This window comes from Kitasatospora sp. NPDC053308 (assembly GCF_055585785.1).
On the sequence record NZ_JBVJJY010000001.1, the window covers coordinates 967,772 to 983,481 of the forward strand.

The window sequence follows — 15,710 nt, forward strand, 5'->3', positions numbered from 1 at the left end:
CCCGTTCCTGTCTTCGAGGACCCGGGAGAAGAGAAGCAGTGGTCAACGATTGCGCCGAGCAGCCGCCGGTGAAGGACGGTCCGGCCGACGGGTACGTGCGGGTCCGGCTCGACCTCGCCTACCAGGGCGCCGGGTTCTCCGGCTGGGCCCGCCAGAAGGGCGGCCGCCGGACGGTCCAGGAGGAGATCGAGACCGCGCTGCAGATCGTCACCCGCAGCCCGGAGCCGTTCCCGCTGACCGTGGCCGGCCGCACCGACGCCGGGGTGCACGCGCGCGGCCAGGTCGCGCACGTCGACCTGCCCGCCGAGCTGTGGGAGGCGCACCGGGAGAAGCTGCTGCGCCGGCTGGCCGGCCGGCTCCCCGGGGACGTCCGTATCTACCGGGTCGGCGAGGCGCCGGCCGGCTTCGACGCCCGCTTCTCGGCGATCTGGCGCCGGTACGCCTACCGGGTCGCCGACCACCCGGGCGGGGTGGACCCTCTGCTGCGCGGCCACGTGCTGTGGCACGACCGCCCGCTGGACCTGGACCGGATGAACGCCGCCGCGAAGCTGCTGCTCGGCGAGCACGACTTCGCCGCGTACTGCAAGAAGCGCGAGGGCGCCACCACCATCCGAACCCTGCTGGAACTGCACTGGGACCGCGTCCCGGTGGACCCGTACGCGGCCCAGGAGGGCTCGCTCGCGGTCGCCACCGTCCGGGCCGACGCCTTCTGCCACAACATGGTCCGGGCGCTGGTCGGCGCGATGCTGCTGGTCGGCGACGGGCACCGGCCGGTGGAGTTCCCCGGCGAGGTGCTGGCGGGCGGGGTGCGCAACTCGGCCGTCAACGTGATCCGGCCGTACGGGCTCACGCTGGAGGAGGTCGGCTACCCGCCGGACGACCAGCTGGCCGAGCGCAACCGGGCGGCCCGGCGGATGCGCACCCTCCCGGGGCAGCCGGTGGCCGCCGGATAATCGGTTTTGGCCCGGCGCGTCCGCTTGGGACAATCCCTCCCATGGGACACGTCGAGATTTCGCACCTGGAGTACTACCTGCCGGACGGGCGGGTGCTGTTCGACGACGCGTCCTTCCGGGTCGGCGAGGGCGCCGCGGTGGCCCTGGTCGGCGCGAACGGCGCCGGCAAGACCACCCTGCTGCGGATGATCGCGGGGGACCTCCAGCCGCACGGCGGTTCGGTGACGATCAGCGGCGGGCTCGGCGTGATGCGCCAGTTCGTCGGCACCACCGGCCGGGAGGACCAGCAGTCCTCCCCGGGCGCGCTGCCCTCCGACGCCTCGGTGCGCGACCTGCTGGTCTCGGTCGCCCCCGAGCGGATCGCGGTGGCCGCCCGCGCGGTGGACGCCGCCGAGCTGGCGATGATCGCCCAGGACGACGAGAAGACGCAGATGGCGTACGCCCAGGCGCTCTCCGACTGGGCCGACGTCGGCGGCTACGACTACGAGACCGACTGGGACGTCTGCACCATGGCGGCCCTCGGGATGCCCTTCGACAAGGCCCAGTGGCGCGGCCTGAACACCCTCTCCGGCGGCGAGCAGAAGCGGCTGGTGCTGGAGGCGCTGCTGCGCGGCCCCGAGGAGGTGCTCCTGCTCGACGAGCCCGACAACTACCTGGACGTCCCGGCCAAGCGCTGGCTGGAGGACGCCATCAAGGCCACCCCGAAGACCGTCCTGTTCATCTCGCACGACCGCGAGCTGCTTTCCAGGACGGCCGACAAGATCATCAGCGTCGAGTCCGGCGGGGCCGGCAGCAGCGTCTGGGTGCACGGCGGCGGCTTCGACACCTTCCACGAGGCCCGAAAGGCCCGCTTCGAGCGCTTCGAGGAGCTGCGCCGGCGCTGGGACGAGGAGCACGCCAAGCTGAAGAAGCTGGTCGTCACCCTGCGCCAGGCCGCCGCCGTCAGCCACGAGATGGCCTCCCGCTACTCCGCCGCCCAGACCCGGCTGAAGAAGTTCGAGGACGCCGGTCCGCCGGAGGCGCCGCCGCGCGAGCAGAGCATCACCATGCGGCTCAAGGGCGGGCGCACCGGGGTGCGCGCGTTCACCCTGGAGCGGCTGGAGCTCACCGGCCTGATGCAGCCCTTCGACCTGGAGGTCTTCTACGGCGAGCGGGTCGCCGTGCTGGGCGCCAACGGCGCCGGCAAGTCGCACCTGCTGCGGCTGCTGGCGGGCGACGAGACGGTCGAGCACACCGGTGAGTGGAAGCTCGGCGCCCGGGTCGTACCCGGCCACTTCCGGCAGACCCACGCCCACCCGGAGCTGTTCGGCCGGACGGTCCGCTCGATCATCGAGGAGGAGCACGCGCTCAGCCGCGGCGCCGCGATGGGCGCGCTGCGCCGGTACGAGCTGGACCGCCAGGAGGAGCAGAAGTTCGAGTCGCTGTCCGGCGGGCAGCAGGCCCGGCTGATGATCCTCAAGCTCGAACTCTCCGGTGTGACGGCCCTGTTGCTCGACGAGCCGACCGACAACCTGGACCTGGAGAGCGCCGAGGCGCTGCAGGCCGGGCTGGAGGCCTTCGACGGCACCGTGCTGTGCGTCACCCACGACCGCTGGTTCGCCAGGACCTTCGACCGTTTCCTGGTGTTCGGCGCGGACGGCCGGGTGTACGAGTCGCCCGAGCCGGTCTGGGACGTCACCCGGGTGGAGCGCGAACGCTGAGTGACGACGGGGGCGGGTCCGGGGCGCTTTTGACCCCTCCGGGCCTGGCCGGTAACCTGGACGCTTGATGTGCGTATTGGCTCGCTCTATCTCACGTGAGAGGTCGGTACGCCGGAGACATCAGGTCGGTGACCAGCGGTCCCCCTTGAATTGCGTCCAAGGGTGGCCGGGCTGCTCCTCCGACCGGGTGCTCCTGTCAGGACCCACTCACTGAAAAGCGAAGGCTACGACCGTGCGTACGTACAGCCCCAAGCCCGGCGACGTCCAGCGTCAGTGGCACGTCATCGACGCGACCGACGTCGTGCTCGGCCGCCTGGCCTCCCAGGCCGCCAACCTCCTCCGGGGCAAGCACAAGGCGATCTACGCGCCGCACGTTGACACTGGTGACTTCGTCATCATCATCAACGCCGACAAGGTGCACCTGTCCGGCAACAAGAAGACCCAGAAGCTGGCCTACCGCCACTCGGGCTTCCCGGGCGGTCTGCGCTCGGTGCGCTACGACGACCTCCTGGACAAGAACCCGGAGAAGGCCGTCGAGAAGGCCATCAAGGGCATGATCCCCAAGAACAGCCTGGGCCGTCAGATGCTCTCGAAGCTGAAGGTCTACTCGGGCGACCAGCACCCGCACGCTGCCCAGCAGCCGGTGCCGTTCGAGATCACCCAGGTCGCGCAGTAATTCGGCCACCAAGCCCCCCATCACTGAAAAGAGCTGAGGAACACCGTGGCCGAGACCACTGAAACCCTTGAGGTCGACTTCGACGAGAACGTCGTCGAGGGCGAGTACACCTCCGAGGAGAGCTACACCTCCGAGTCGCTGGCCGGCCGCTTCGGCGAGGCCGTCCCCGGCGCCGGTCTGGGCCGTCGCAAGGAGGCGATCGCCCGCGTGCGCATCGTCCCCGGCACCGGCCAGTGGAAGATCAACGGTCGCACCCTCGAGGACTACTTCCCGAACAAGGTGCACCAGCAGACCGTGAACGAGCCCTTCAAGCTCCTGGAGCTGGACGGCCGTTACGACGTCATCGCCCGCATCAGCGGCGGCGGCGTCTCCGGCCAGGCCTACGCGCTGCGCCTCGGCGTCGCCCGTGCCCTGAACGAGGCCGACGTGGACAACAACCGCGGCGCGCTGAAGAAGGCCGGCTTCCTGACCCGTGACGCCCGCGCCGTCGAGCGCAAGAAGGCCGGTCTGAAGAAGGCCCGCAAGGCGCCGCAGTACAGCAAGCGCTAATCGCGTCCCCCGGGGGGTGCGTTCCGCCCTGGCGGCGCACCCCCTGGATGCGCGAAACCGTCGCCCCGGAGTACCCCGTGTACTCCGGGGCGACGTGTTCCCCGGCTACTGTGCGGCGGCCGGGATCATCGGTGGGTTCCGAGCAGTGGTGATGGAGGACGGGACAGTGGGACGACTCTTCGGTACGGACGGCGTGCGCGGCGTGGCCAACGAGGGACTGACGGCGGAGCTCGCGCTCGGCCTGTCGGTCGCGGCGGCGCACGTGCTGGGCGAGGCGGGCGCCTTCGACGGCCACCGGCCGGTCGCGGTGGTCGGCCGTGACCCGCGCGCCTCGGGCGAGTTCCTGGAGGCCGCCGTCATCGCCGGTCTGGCCAGTGCCGGGGTCGACGTCCTGCGCGTCGGCGTCCTGCCCACCCCCGCCGTGGCGTACCTCACCGGCGCGCTCGGTGCCGACTTCGGCGTGATGCTGTCCGCCAGCCACAACGCCATGCCGGACAACGGCATCAAGTTCCTCGCCCGCGGCGGCCACAAGCTGGACGACCGGATCGAGGACGCGATCGAGGCCCACTACCGCAAGCACACGCTGGGCGAGGAGGACTGGAACCGTCCGACCGGCGCCGCCGTCGGCCGGGTCCGCGAGTACACCGAGGGCTTCGACAAGTACGTCGCCCACCTGATCGGCGTGCTGCCCAACCGTCTGGACGGCATCAAGGTCGTCATCGACGGTGCCCACGGCGCGGCCGCCTACGTCGCCCCCGAGGCCTTCGCCCGGGCCGGCGCCGAGGTCGTCCACACCCTGGGGGCCGAGCCCACCGGCCTGAACATCAACGACGGCGTCGGCTCCACCCACCTGGACCGGCTGCGCGCCGCGATGAAGGAGCACAAGGCCGACTTCGGCATCGCCCTGGACGGCGACGCCGACCGCTGCCTGGCCGCCGACGCCGACGGCAACGAGGTGGACGGCGACCAGATCATCGCCATCCTCGCGGTCGCCATGAAGGAGGCCGGTACCCTGCGCGGCAACACTGCGGTGGCCACCGTGATGTCCAACCTCGGCTTCAAGCTGGCGATGGAGCGCGAGGGCATCGAGCTCGTGGAGACCGCGGTCGGCGACCGCTACGTGCTGGAGGCCATGAAGGAGCACGGCTTCGCGCTGGGCGGCGAGCAGTCCGGCCACGTGATCCTGCTCGACCACGCCACCACCGGCGACGGCACCCTCACCGGCCTGATGCTGGGCGCCCGCCTGGCCGCGACCAAGCAGCCGCTGGCCGACCTGGCCGCGGTGATGACCCGGCTGCCGCAGGTCCTGATCAACGTCAAGGGCGTCGACAAGTCCCGGGTGAGGACCAGCACCGAGCTGGCCGCCGCCGTCGCCGGGGCCGAGGCCGAGCTGGGCTCCACCGGCCGGGTGCTGCTGCGCCCGTCGGGCACCGAGCCGCTCGTGCGGGTGATGGTCGAGGCCGCCGACCCGGCGCAGGCCGAGGCGGTCGCGCAGCGGCTCTCCGAGGCCGTGCGCACCCACCTGGGCTGAGCCCGCGGAAGCACGCAGGGGCCCCCGCCGGTGTCGGCGGGGGCCCTGCGTCGTGGTGCGCTCGCGGGCCGCGGCGGTCCGCTGTCGGCCCGCTGTCGTCCCGTCAGAGCTTGCGCAGCAGCGCCCGGCGGACCTTGTGGTCCGCGCCCTTCTGCAGGATCAGGGTGGCCCGGCCGCGGGTCGGCAGCACGTTCTCCAGCAGGTTGGGCTTGTTGATGGTGCGCCAGACCTGGCGGCCGTACTCCATCGCCTCCTCCTCCGGCACCTCGGTGAAGCGGCGGAAGTAGGAGTTCGGGTCCTGGAAGGCGGTCTGCCGCAGCTTGCGGAAGCGGTCCAGGTACCAGTGCTCGATGTCGTCGGTCCGGGCGTCGACGTAGATCGAGAAGTCGAAGTAGTCGGCCACCGCGAGGCGGGTGCGGCCGTCGGTGCCGGGCAGGGCCGGCTGGAGCACGTTCAGGCCCTCGACGATCAGGATGTCCGGGCGCTCCACGGTCAGCCGCTCGCCCGGGACGATGTCGTACACCAGGTGGGAGTAGACCGGGGCGCTGACGCGCTCCTTGCCCGCCTTCACGTCCGCGACGAAGCGCATCAGCGCCCGGCGGTCGTACGACTCGGGGAAGCCCTTGCGGGCCATCAGGCCGCGGCGGCGCAGCTCGGCGTTGGGCAGCAGGAAGCCGTCGGTGGTGACCAGTTCGACCCGGGGGTGCTCCGGCCAGCGGGCGAGCAGCGCCTGCAGCAGGCGCGCGGTGGTGGACTTGCCGACGGCCACCGAGCCGGCCACGCCGATGATGAACGGCGTCCGGGTGCGCTCGGTGTCCGGGGTGTCCAGGAAGGTGCCCAGGGCACCGCGCAGGTCGTGCGTGGCGTGGATGTACAGGTTCAGCAGCCGGGACAGCGGCAGGTAGACGTCACGGACCTCGTCCAGGTCGAGGGCGGTGCCGAGACCGCGCAGCCGCTCCACCTCCTCGGCGGTCAGCGGCAGCGGCGTACGCTCGCGCAGCGCGCTCCACTCGGCCCGGCTGAGGTCCACGTAGGGGGACGGTGACGGGCCGGGCGTGGTGGCGCCCCGCGTACAGAGTTCGGTCAGCACATGCTCCATTGTGAGCCGTAGCGGCGTTCACGGTGGTTGTGGTGTCGGTCACGCAGCGTTCGCGTGAAGCGGGAAAACGGCCACAGAACCGCCCTTATGCTGGCACGCATGTGCGGAATTGTTGGATACGTGGGCGCGCAGTCCGCCCTCGACGTAGTTATCGCAGGCCTGCAGCGCCTGGAGTACCGGGGTTACGACTCGGCCGGTGTCGCGGTGCAGGTTCAGGACTCCGACGGGCAGTGGAGCCTGTCGACCGACAAGCGGGCCGGGAAGCTCGCCAACCTGGAGAAGTCGCTCGCCGAGAACCCTCTGCCCGGCGGCACCACCGGCATCGGCCACACCCGCTGGGCCACCCACGGCGGTCCGACGGACGCCAATGCCCACCCGCACCTGGACGACGACCTGCGGGTCGCCGTGGTGCACAACGGCATCATCGAGAACTTCGCCCAGCTGCGCGCCGAGATCGCCGAGCGCGGCCACACCCTCCGGTCCGAGACCGACACCGAGGTCGTCGCCCACCTGCTGGGCGAGTCCTACCAGGGCGACCTCGCCGAGGCCATGCGGGTGGTCTGCCGTCAGCTGGAGGGCGCCTTCACCCTCGTCGCCGTGCACGCCGACGCGCCGGACGTCGTCGTGGGCGCCCGCCGCAACTCGCCGCTGGTCGTCGGCCGCGGCGAGGGCGAGAACTTCCTCGCCTCGGACGTCGCCGCCTTCATCGCGCACACCCGCGAGGCGATCGAGCTGGGCCAGGACCAGGTCGTCGAGCTGCGCCGCGAGGGCGTGACCGTCACCAACTTCGACGGCACCCCGGCCGACGTGCGCGAGTACCACGTCGACTGGGACGCCTCGGCCGCCGAGAAGGGCGGCTACGACTACTTCATGCTCAAGGAGATCGCCGAGCAGCCGAAGGCCGTCGCCGACACCCTGCTCGGCCGGATCGGCACCGACGGCCGGCTGACCCTCGACGAGCTGCGCATCTCGGACGCCGACCTGCGCTCGGTGGACAAGGTCGTCATCGTCGCCTGCGGCACCGCCTTCCACGCCGGCATGATCGCCAAGTACGCGATCGAGCACTGGACCCGCATCCCCTGCGAGGTCGAGGTCGCGTCCGAGTTCCGCTACCGCGACCCGATCATGGGCCCGGGCACGCTCGTCATCGCCATCTCGCAGTCCGGCGAGACCATGGACACCCTGATGGCCCTGCGGCACGCCCGCGAGCAGGGCGCCAAGGTGCTGGCGATCTGCAACACCAACGGCTCCACCATCCCGCGCGAGTCGGACGCCGTGCTGTACACGCACGCCGGTCCGGAGGTCGCGGTCGCGTCCACCAAGGCGTTCCTCACCCAGCTGGTGGCCTGCTACCTGGTCGCGCTGTACCTGGGCCAGGTGCGCGGCACCAAGTGGGGCGACGAGATCTTCGCCGTCATCAAGGAGCTCGGCGACGCGCCGAAGCAGGTCGAGCAGGTCCTGGAGACCATGGAGCCGGTGCGCGAGCTGGCCCGCTCGCTGGCCGACGCCCGCTCGGTGCTGTTCCTCGGCCGCCACGTGGGCTTCCCGGTGGCCCTGGAGGGCGCGCTCAAGCTCAAGGAGCTGGCGTACATGCACGCCGAGGGCTTCGCGGCGGGCGAGCTCAAGCACGGCCCGATCGCGCTGATCGAGGAGGGGCTGCCGGTCGTGGTGGTCGTTCCCTCGCCGCGCGGGCGGTCCATCCTGCACGACAAGATCGTCTCCAACATCCAGGAGATCCGGGCCCGTGGCGCCCGCACGATCGTGATCGCCGAGGAGGGCGACGAGGCGGTCGTGCCGTACGCGGACCACCTGATCCGCATCCCGGTCACCCCGACCCTGCTCCAGCCGCTGGTCTCCACCGTCCCGCTGCAGGTCTTCGCCTGCGAGCTGGCCACGGCCAAGGGCCACGAGGTCGACCAGCCGCGCAACCTGGCGAAGTCGGTCACCGTCGAGTAGCGGCTCCCACGGCGTCCCTGCGGTGGCTGCGTCCTACCGCAGGGGCGCCGTGTCGAGCGTGAAGGAGAACGGGGCGGGCAGGTCGATCGACTTGCCGAAGGGGACCTCGTTACGGGCGAGGTAGTCGTCCCCCTTCGGCTCGGTGAACAGCGTGACCATGCCCTTGCTGCGGTCGACCAGCAGGAAGCAGGGGATGCCGGCGGAGGCGTAGCCCCGGCGCTTCTGCTCGCGGTCCTTGGTCGGGTTGGTGGACGTGACCTCGAAGACCAGAAGCACACCGGACGGGTCCGCCCAGGAACCGGCGTTCAGGAAGTGGCCGACGGGGGCGATGGTGCCGTCGGGAATGAAGCGTCCGGTCGGCACGACCAGGCCCTTGGTCCCGTAAAGGTCGAACTCGGCCTCGACCTTGCGCATGAACTGCCGGTTGAGCAGCGCGAACGCGGACTCGTGTTCTCCGTCCGGCGGTGGCGTCACGACGATGTCCCCTTCGATGAGCTCGGCCTTGAAACCCGGCGGCGTGTCCAGCTTCAGGAATGCCTGGAGGACTTCCTCCGGGCTGACGGGGCGCTCGACTGCAGGCATGGCGACCATGGCCCTTCTCCCTCCTGTGGGTCCGTGCCGGGCCACAAGGTAGGCGTACGGACCGACACCGGCGGGGGATCGAAGTGGTTGTCACTCGAAAGTGTGCCGCAGGCCCGACTCCCGTGGGGCGGTGACGCGGGCTAGCGTCGGCGGTAGCCGCGCCTGCCGAAGGAGTCCCCATGCGTCATGCACACCCTGTGGAAACCGTCCGGGCCGCCGAGGCCGCGCTCATGGCGCGGCTGCCGGAGGGCACCTTGATGCAGCGGGCGGCCGCGGGGCTGGCGGCCACGTGCGCGCGGCTGCTGACGGGCCGCCGGGGCCGGGTCTACGGCAGCCGGGTGGTGGTGCTGGCGGGCAGCGGGGACAACGGGGGTGACGCGCTGTACGCCGGGGCCGCGCTGGCCCGGCGCGGGGCTCGGGTGACGGCGGTGCTGCTGGCGCCGGAGCGGGCGCACGAGGGCGGCCTGGCCGCGCTGCACGCGTCCGGCGGGCGGATGACGGCGGAGCAGGACGTCGGCCTGGCCGACTTCTCGCGCGCGGACCTGGTGCTGGACGGGATCGTCGGCATCGGCGGCCGGGGCGGCCTGCGTCCCGGGGCGCAGCCGTACGCGCGGGCCGAGCGGCGCGGGGTGGTGGTCGCGGTGGACCTGCCCAGCGGGGTGGACGCCGACACCGGGGAGGTGCCGGGCGTGGCGCTGCGCGCGGACGTCACGGTCTGCTTCGGCACCTACAAGCCCGGTCTGCTGGTCGACCCGGGGGCCTCGTACGCGGGCGCCGTGCAGCTGGTCGGCATCGGGCTGCAGCCGCCGGAGGCGCAGGTGACGGCCCTGCAGCACGCGGACGTGGCGGCGCTGCTGCCGCTGCCGGGCGCGGAGAGCGACAAGTACCGGCGCGGCGTGGTCGGGGTGGCGGCCGGCTCGGCGACGTACCCGGGGGCGGCGCTGCTGGCGGTCGCCGGGGCGCTGCGGGGCGGCGCGGGCGCCGTCCGGTACGTGGGCACCGCGGCCGAGGAGGTGGTGCGGCGCTTCCCCGAGGCGCTGGTCACCGAGGGCGGGCCGGCCGGTGCCGGGCGGGTGCAGGCGTGGGTGGTCGGGCCGGGGGGCGGCGAGGGGGCGCGGCAGGCGCTGACCGAGGCGCTGGCGAGCGACGTCCCGGTGCTGGTGGACGCGGACGGGCTGACCGAGTTGGGCCGGCTGGGCCCGGCGGCGCTGGCCGGCCGGACGGCGCCGACCCTGCTCACCCCGCACACCGGCGAGGCCGCCCGGCTGCTCGCCGGCGCCGAGGGCACCCCGCCGCCGGCCGCCGACGACCTGGCCGCGGCCCGGCTGACCACCGCCCGCCGCCTGGCGGCCGCCTACCGCGCCACCGTGCTGCTGAAGGGCTCCACCACCGTGGTCGCCGATCCGGGCGGAGCCGTCCGGGTGAACCCGACCGGCACCTCCTGGCTGGCCACGGCGGGCAGCGGCGACGTCCTGGCCGGGCTGTCCGGCTCGCTGCTGGCGGCGGGTCTGCCGCCGCTGGACGCCGCCTCGGTGGCCGCCTACCTGCACGGTCTGGCGGGCCGCGAGGCGGCCGGAACGCCCGGCGCGCCGGTGACGGCACTCGCGGTGGCCGAGGCGCTGCCCGCCGTCTGGCGGGCCGTCCGGGAGGGCTGACCGGCGGAACCGAACGCTCCGTCCGCGGCGTCCGAGGAGGGTACGACGAGCGCCCGGCCGACCACCGCCCGCCGGCCGTCGGCCGCCGCACCGACGGGCCGTTCGGCGAGGACTCCGGGACGTCTGGGAGACTGACCCTGATGACAACTGCGAACACGACCGGCACAGCCACCCTGACCGACGGCGCACGGGCCGAGGCGACCATCGATCTCGCCGCCCTGCGCGGCAACCTCGCGGCGCTGCGCGAGCGCGTCGGCAGCACGGCGGTGATGCTCGCGGTCAAGGCGGACGCCTATGGCCACGGCGCGGTCGAGTGCGCCCGCGAGGCGGTCGCGAACGGGGTCGGCTGGCTCGGCTGCGCGACGCCCGACGAGGCGCTGGCGCTGCGGGCCGCGGGCATCGGCCCGGAGCGGGCCCGCATCCTGTGCTGGCTGTGGACGCCCGGCGGGCCGTGGCGCGAGGCGCTCCGGGCCGGCCTGGACATCTCGGTCAGCGGCCAGTGGGCGCTGGACGAGCTGCTGCCGGCCGTCCGCGAGACCGGCATCCCCGCGCGCGTGCACCTGAAGGCCGACACCGGCCTCGGCCGCAACGGCTGCCAGCCGCACGACTGGCCGCAACTCGTGGCCGCCGCCCGGCGCGCCGAGGTCGAGGGGCTGCTCACGGTGGTCGGCGTCTGGTCGCACTTCGCGGCCGCCGACGAGCCGGGCCACCCCTCGATCCGCGCCCAGCTGGACTCCTACCGCAGCGCGCTGGCCGTGGCCGAGGCGGCCGGGCTGCGCCCCGAGGTGCGGCACCTGGCGAACTCGCCGGCCACGCTGCTGCTGCCGGAGTCGCACTTCGACCTGGTCCGCACCGGGCTGGCCGCGTACGGGCTGTCGCCGGTGCCCGAGGTGGGCTCGCCGGCCGACTTCGGGCTGCGCCCGGTGATGGCGCTGACCGCGCGGCTGGCGCTGGTCAAGGAGGTCCCCGGCGGGCACGGCGTCAGCTACGGCCACCACTACACGACTCCCGGACCGACCACCCTGGGCCTCGTCCCGGTCGGCTACGGCGACGGCGTCCCCCGGCACGCCAGCGGCACCGGACCGGTGCAGATCGGCGGCAAGTGGCGCACGGTGGCCGGCCGGGTGGCGATGGACCAGTTCGTCGTGGACCTCGGCGGGGACACCCCGGGGATCGGCGACGAGGCGCTGCTGTTCGGCAACGGCGAGCGCGGCGAGCCGACCGCCGAGGACTGGGCCCGCGCCTGCGGCACCATCTCGTACGAGATCGTCACCCGGATCGGCGCCCGGGTGCCCCGCCGCTACCTCGGCGGCAGCCACCCCTGGGTGCCGTCGGCATGACCGAGACGCCGGCCGGGGACGGAGCGGTCGCGGCGGTCGCCAAGGCGGCCGGCGCGGCCACCGGGGTGAGCCGGGCGGGCGTGATCGGGATCTCGGTCGGTGTGCTGGCGGCCGGCGCGGCCGCGGGGGTGGCGATCGAGCGGCTGACGGTCGGCCGCGCGATGCGCCGCCGGGCCAGGGCCGAGCTGGACGCCGGTGCCCCGTACGGCTCGCTGCGCGGGCGCCCGCGCACGGTGACCGCACCGGACGGCACCGAGCTGTACGTGGAGCTGGACGGCACCGGCTGGGACTCGCCGGACGGCGCCGGGGACGGCCCCGGGCCGGACGGGCGGGCGGGCGGCGCCGAACCGCTGACGGTGGTGTTCTGCCACGGCTACTGCCTCAACCAGGACAGCTGGCACTTCCAGCGGGCCGCGCTGCGCGAGGGCATGCGGCTGGTCTTCTGGGACCAGCGCAGCCACGGCCGCTCGGAGCGCTCCCGTACGTACCTGGCGGGCGAGCCGGCCAGCATCGACCAGCTGGGCGGCGACCTCAAGGCCGTGATCGACGCCGTCGCGCCGACCGGACCGCTGGTGCTGGTGGGCCACTCGATGGGCGGCATGACGGTGATGGCGCTGGCCGACCAGGCCCCGGAGCTGTTCCGGGAGCGCGTCGCCGGGGTCGCCCTGATCGGCACGCTCGCGGGTGACTGGAACCAGGTCGACCTCGGACTGCCGACGGCCGGCGCGAAGCTGTTCAAGAGGCTCGCGCCCGGTGTGGTGAAGCTGCTGGGCCGCCAGGTGGACCTGGTGGAGGCGACCAGGCGGCTGGGCTCGGACGTGACGGCCGTCTTCTACCGGAAGTTCTCCTTCGGGGGCCGGGACGTCGACCCGGGCGTGGTGCGCTTCGCCGAGCAGCTGCTGGACGCCACTCCGATCGACGTGGTCGCGGAGTTCTACCCGGTGTTCGGGGCGCACGAGAAGTACGAGGCGCTGGCCGCGCTGCGCGGTCTGCCGGCGCTGGTGCTGGCCGGGACGAAGGACCTGCTGACGCCCTCGGCGCACAGCGAGGCGATGGTCGCGCGGTTGCCGGGCGCCGAGCTGGTGCTGGCCGAGGGGGCCGGGCACCTGGTGATGCTGGAGCGGCCGGAGCCGGTCGACCGCGAGCTGGCCCTGCTGCTGCGCCGGGCCGCCGAGTTCGCCGGGGCCGCGCCGCTGCCCGCGGCCGTCCTCGACCTGGCCCGGGACCGGGAGGCCGAGTCGGCCGTGCCGCCGTCCGCCGAGTCGGCCGTCGACCCCGTCTGACGGCCCGCCCCGACACCCGCCCGCCGCACCGGGGTGCGGCGATGTGGCACGGTAGCGGTGGCGGCCGGTGGTCGGCGCGCCGGTACGGACCGAAGGGCAAGAATCGCGCATGGGCTCGCACGCCACTCTCACCGTCCCCACCCCGGACCGGATGGGCCGGCTCGGCCGGGAGCTGGCCGCGCTGCTGCGGCCGGGTGACCTGGTGCTGCTCTCCGGCGAGCTGGGGGCCGGGAAGACCACGCTGACCCGCGGCCTGGGGGAGGGCCTGCAGGTCCGCGGGGCGGTGACCTCGCCGACCTTCGTGATCGCGCGGGTGCACCCCTCGCTGGTCGGCGGCCCGGCACTGGTGCACGTGGACGCGTACCGGCTGGGCGGGGACCTGGACGAGATGGAGGACCTCGACCTGGACGTCTCGCTGCCGGAGTCGGTGATCGTGGTCGAGTGGGGCGAGGGCAAGGTCGAGCGGCTGTCCGAGGACCGGCTGGAGGTCCGGATCGAGCGGGCCCTGGGCGACACCGCCGGGGACGACCACGACCCCCGCCAGGTGGTGCTGACCGGCATCGGCCCGCGCTGGGCGGACGTGGAGCTGGCGAAGCTGGCGTAGCCGCGCAGCCGCGCAGCCGCGTAGCCGGGTAGCCGCGTGTCCGCGCGGCCCTCCGGCCGCGCGGCGGGTCGCGCCGACTTGCCGACGGACTGTCGGCAAGATGTTGCGGGCCGGGTGCCGGGCGTGGTGGGATGGGTGCTGCGGTTAGGTCTGCCTAACTAGGGAGGCGCCATGTCGAGCACCACCCCCGCCCCGGAGCGCGCCGTCCGCGCCGCCGGGGCCGGAGAGTCCACCCACCCCGCTCCGGGGGAGCCGATGCGGGCGCTGCTGGCCGCCTGCGCGGCCGCCGAGGCGGTGTCCACGCCGCCCGGACCCGCCCCCAGGCAGGCCGACGAGCCCGAGGCGCGCACGCCCCGGGCCGCGTGAGGCGCCCGCTCTTCGTGGTGTCGGGTGCGCCCTAGGCGACCACGACGACCTTGGTGCCGTTCGGCGCGAAGTCCCAGAGCAGCTGGCCCTCGGCGCGGCCGCTGCGGATGCCGCCGGTCTTGGCCTTCGGGTCGGCGGTCGGGGTCGTGCCGTCCACCGCCGCGCTGAAGCCGAACACCACGCCGCTCTGCTGGGCGAAGCGCACCACGTGCTCGATCTGCCGGCCGTCCGTGCCCGTGGTGGTCGGCGTGCGGCTGGTCACCGCGTAGCTGCCCGGGGCCGGCTCGACCGTCCCCGGGGTGACCGGGAAGGCGGCCGCGACCTGCGGGTTCTTCTTCGGGTCGACCAGCCAGACGTAGTGCCCGCTCACCGAGTAGACGACCCGTGTGCCGGAGCCCGAGGTGGCCGGCAGCGGGGGGACGGTCGGGGTGGCCGAGGCGGTCGGCGCCGGCGCGGTGGCCGTACCGGCCGCGGTGGTGGTGGCGGTGGGCTTGGCACCGCCGGCCCGGTCCTGGGCACCGTTGGCCTGGAAGGCCAGCAGGCTCACCACCGCCAGGGCCCCCAGGGTCAGCCCCGTGACCACCACTCCAGGACCCGTCTTCGCCACGTGCGCTCCCGCTGCCGTCCCTTTTTCGTACGGGCTTATCGTGCCAGGTCCGTCCGTCCGGTTCGCAGCGCCTCGGATGTGTGTTCCCGGCCTGCACACCTTGCCGATCGGCCGGTCGGCCCAACGTCGGTCTAACCTTGACCCGTGCTGCTGCTCGCGTTCGACACCGCTACCCCCGCCGTCACCGCCGCCGTCCACGACGGCACCGCCGTCCTGGCCGAGACCCATCAGGTCGACGCCCGGCGCCACGGCGAACTGCTGCTGCCCGCGATCGACCGCGTCCTGCGGACGGCCGGGGTGGACAAGCACCGGCTGACCGGGATCGCGGTCGGCGTCGGCCCGGGGCCGTACACCGGCCTGCGGGTCGGCCTGGTGACCGCCGCCGCGCTCGGCCACGCCCTCGGGCTGCCGGTGTACGGGGTCTGCACCCTGGACGCGATCGCCTTCCAGGCCCGCGCCGAGGGCCTGGCCGGGCAGCCGTTCACGGTCGCGACCGACGCGCGCCGCAAGGAGGTCTACTGGGCCTCCTACGACGCCGAGGGCCGCCGCAGCGAGGGCCCCGGCGTGGACCGACCGGCCGAGCTGGCCGCGCGGCCGCGTGCCGTCGGCGCCGGTGCGCTGCTCTACCCCGACGCCTTCCCGGACGCGCACGGCCCCGAGCACGTGTCGGCCGGCGCCCTGGCGGGCTTCGCCGCCGCCGAGCTGGCGGCCGGGCGCGAGCTGCTGCCGAACGTCCCGCTGTACCTGCGCCGCCCGGACGCCCAGGTCCCGGCCGGCTACAAGGCGGTGCTCCCGGCGTGAACCACGGC

Annotated in this window: 15 protein-coding genes; 12 read left to right on the forward strand and 3 right to left on the reverse strand. The window is 73.7% G+C overall.

What is annotated here, in order from left to right; translation table 11 throughout:
• The first annotated feature begins 38 nt into the window (after positions 1-38).
• The 5 genes from truA (at position 39) to glmM (ending at position 5,409) form a co-directional block, all read left to right on the forward strand.
• A complete protein-coding gene (truA, locus tag ACZ6Y7_RS04540; RefSeq protein ID WP_465756325.1) occupies positions 39-953 on the forward strand; it encodes a tRNA pseudouridine(38-40) synthase TruA in 915 nt (304 codons plus the stop codon).
• A 41-nt stretch (positions 954-994) separates the two neighbouring features.
• Entirely contained in the window at positions 995-2,653 is a 1,659-nt protein-coding gene (locus tag ACZ6Y7_RS04545) for an ABC-F family ATP-binding cassette domain-containing protein (RefSeq protein ID WP_465756326.1), read from the forward strand.
• Positions 2,654-2,885: 232 nt separating this feature from the next.
• Positions 2,886-3,329: a 50S ribosomal protein L13 gene (gene rplM / locus ACZ6Y7_RS04550; protein ID WP_035848207.1), complete on the forward strand. Its 444-nt coding sequence runs from the start codon at positions 2,886-2,888 to the stop codon at positions 3,327-3,329.
• 45 nt (positions 3,330-3,374) lie between these two features.
• The gene (rpsI, locus tag ACZ6Y7_RS04555; protein ID WP_465756327.1) at positions 3,375-3,878 is read left to right on the forward strand and encodes a 30S ribosomal protein S9; all 504 of its coding nucleotides are present in this window, start codon (positions 3,375-3,377) and stop codon (positions 3,876-3,878) included.
• A 166-nt stretch (positions 3,879-4,044) separates the two neighbouring features.
• On the forward strand, positions 4,045-5,409 hold the full coding sequence (glmM, locus tag ACZ6Y7_RS04560) for a phosphoglucosamine mutase (protein WP_465756328.1): 1,365 nt from the start codon (positions 4,045-4,047) through the stop codon (positions 5,407-5,409).
• Positions 5,410-5,512: 103 nt separating this feature from the next.
• Here glmM and coaA read toward each other — a convergent pair whose 3' ends face one another.
• The gene (gene coaA, locus ACZ6Y7_RS04565; protein WP_465756329.1) at positions 5,513-6,508 is read right to left on the reverse strand and encodes a type I pantothenate kinase; all 996 of its coding nucleotides are present in this window, start codon (positions 6,506-6,508) and stop codon (positions 5,513-5,515) included.
• A gap of 99 nt (positions 6,509-6,607) precedes the next feature.
• Here coaA and glmS point away from each other — a divergent pair, with 99 nt between their 5' ends.
• Positions 6,608-8,464, forward strand: a complete 1,857-nt coding sequence (glmS, locus tag ACZ6Y7_RS04570; protein WP_402221226.1) for a glutamine--fructose-6-phosphate transaminase (isomerizing) — start codon at positions 6,608-6,610, stop codon at positions 8,462-8,464.
• Between the two features lie 33 nt (positions 8,465-8,497).
• On the opposite strand, the gene ACZ6Y7_RS04575 is transcribed toward glmS, so the two are convergent.
• Entirely contained in the window at positions 8,498-9,055 is a 558-nt protein-coding gene (locus tag ACZ6Y7_RS04575; protein ID WP_465756330.1) for a Uma2 family endonuclease, read from the reverse strand.
• A gap of 170 nt (positions 9,056-9,225) precedes the next feature.
• Between ACZ6Y7_RS04575 and ACZ6Y7_RS04580 the strand changes: the two genes are divergently transcribed.
• The 5 genes from ACZ6Y7_RS04580 to ACZ6Y7_RS04600 all read left to right on the forward strand — a co-directional run bounded on the left by ACZ6Y7_RS04580 (position 9,226) and on the right by ACZ6Y7_RS04600 (position 14,294).
• Positions 9,226-10,701, forward strand: coding sequence for an NAD(P)H-hydrate dehydratase (locus tag ACZ6Y7_RS04580; protein ID WP_465756331.1), 1,476 nt, complete (start codon positions 9,226-9,228; stop codon positions 10,699-10,701).
• A 140-nt stretch (positions 10,702-10,841) separates the two neighbouring features.
• Positions 10,842-12,041, forward strand: a complete 1,200-nt coding sequence (alr, locus tag ACZ6Y7_RS04585) for an alanine racemase (RefSeq protein ID WP_465756332.1) — start codon at positions 10,842-10,844, stop codon at positions 12,039-12,041.
• On the forward strand, positions 12,038-13,324 hold the full coding sequence (locus tag ACZ6Y7_RS04590; protein WP_465756333.1) for an alpha/beta fold hydrolase: 1,287 nt from the start codon (positions 12,038-12,040) through the stop codon (positions 13,322-13,324). The genes alr and ACZ6Y7_RS04590 overlap by 4 nt, the downstream gene beginning before the upstream one ends.
• A 109-nt stretch (positions 13,325-13,433) precedes the next feature.
• A complete protein-coding gene (gene tsaE / locus ACZ6Y7_RS04595) occupies positions 13,434-13,928 on the forward strand; it encodes a tRNA (adenosine(37)-N6)-threonylcarbamoyltransferase complex ATPase subunit type 1 TsaE (protein ID WP_465756334.1) in 495 nt (164 codons plus the stop codon).
• Positions 13,929-14,099: 171 nt separating this feature from the next.
• A complete protein-coding gene (locus ACZ6Y7_RS04600; RefSeq protein ID WP_465756335.1) occupies positions 14,100-14,294 on the forward strand; it encodes a hypothetical protein in 195 nt (64 codons plus the stop codon).
• 31 nt (positions 14,295-14,325) lie between these two features.
• On the opposite strand, the gene ACZ6Y7_RS04605 is transcribed toward ACZ6Y7_RS04600, so the two are convergent.
• Positions 14,326-14,901, reverse strand: coding sequence for a hypothetical protein (locus tag ACZ6Y7_RS04605; protein WP_465756336.1), 576 nt, complete (start codon positions 14,899-14,901; stop codon positions 14,326-14,328).
• Positions 14,902-15,045: 144 nt separating this feature from the next.
• Here ACZ6Y7_RS04605 and tsaB point away from each other — a divergent pair, with 144 nt between their 5' ends.
• A complete protein-coding gene (tsaB, locus tag ACZ6Y7_RS04610) occupies positions 15,046-15,702 on the forward strand; it encodes a tRNA (adenosine(37)-N6)-threonylcarbamoyltransferase complex dimerization subunit type 1 TsaB (protein WP_465756337.1) in 657 nt (218 codons plus the stop codon).
• Positions 15,703-15,710: the final 8 nt, after the last annotated feature.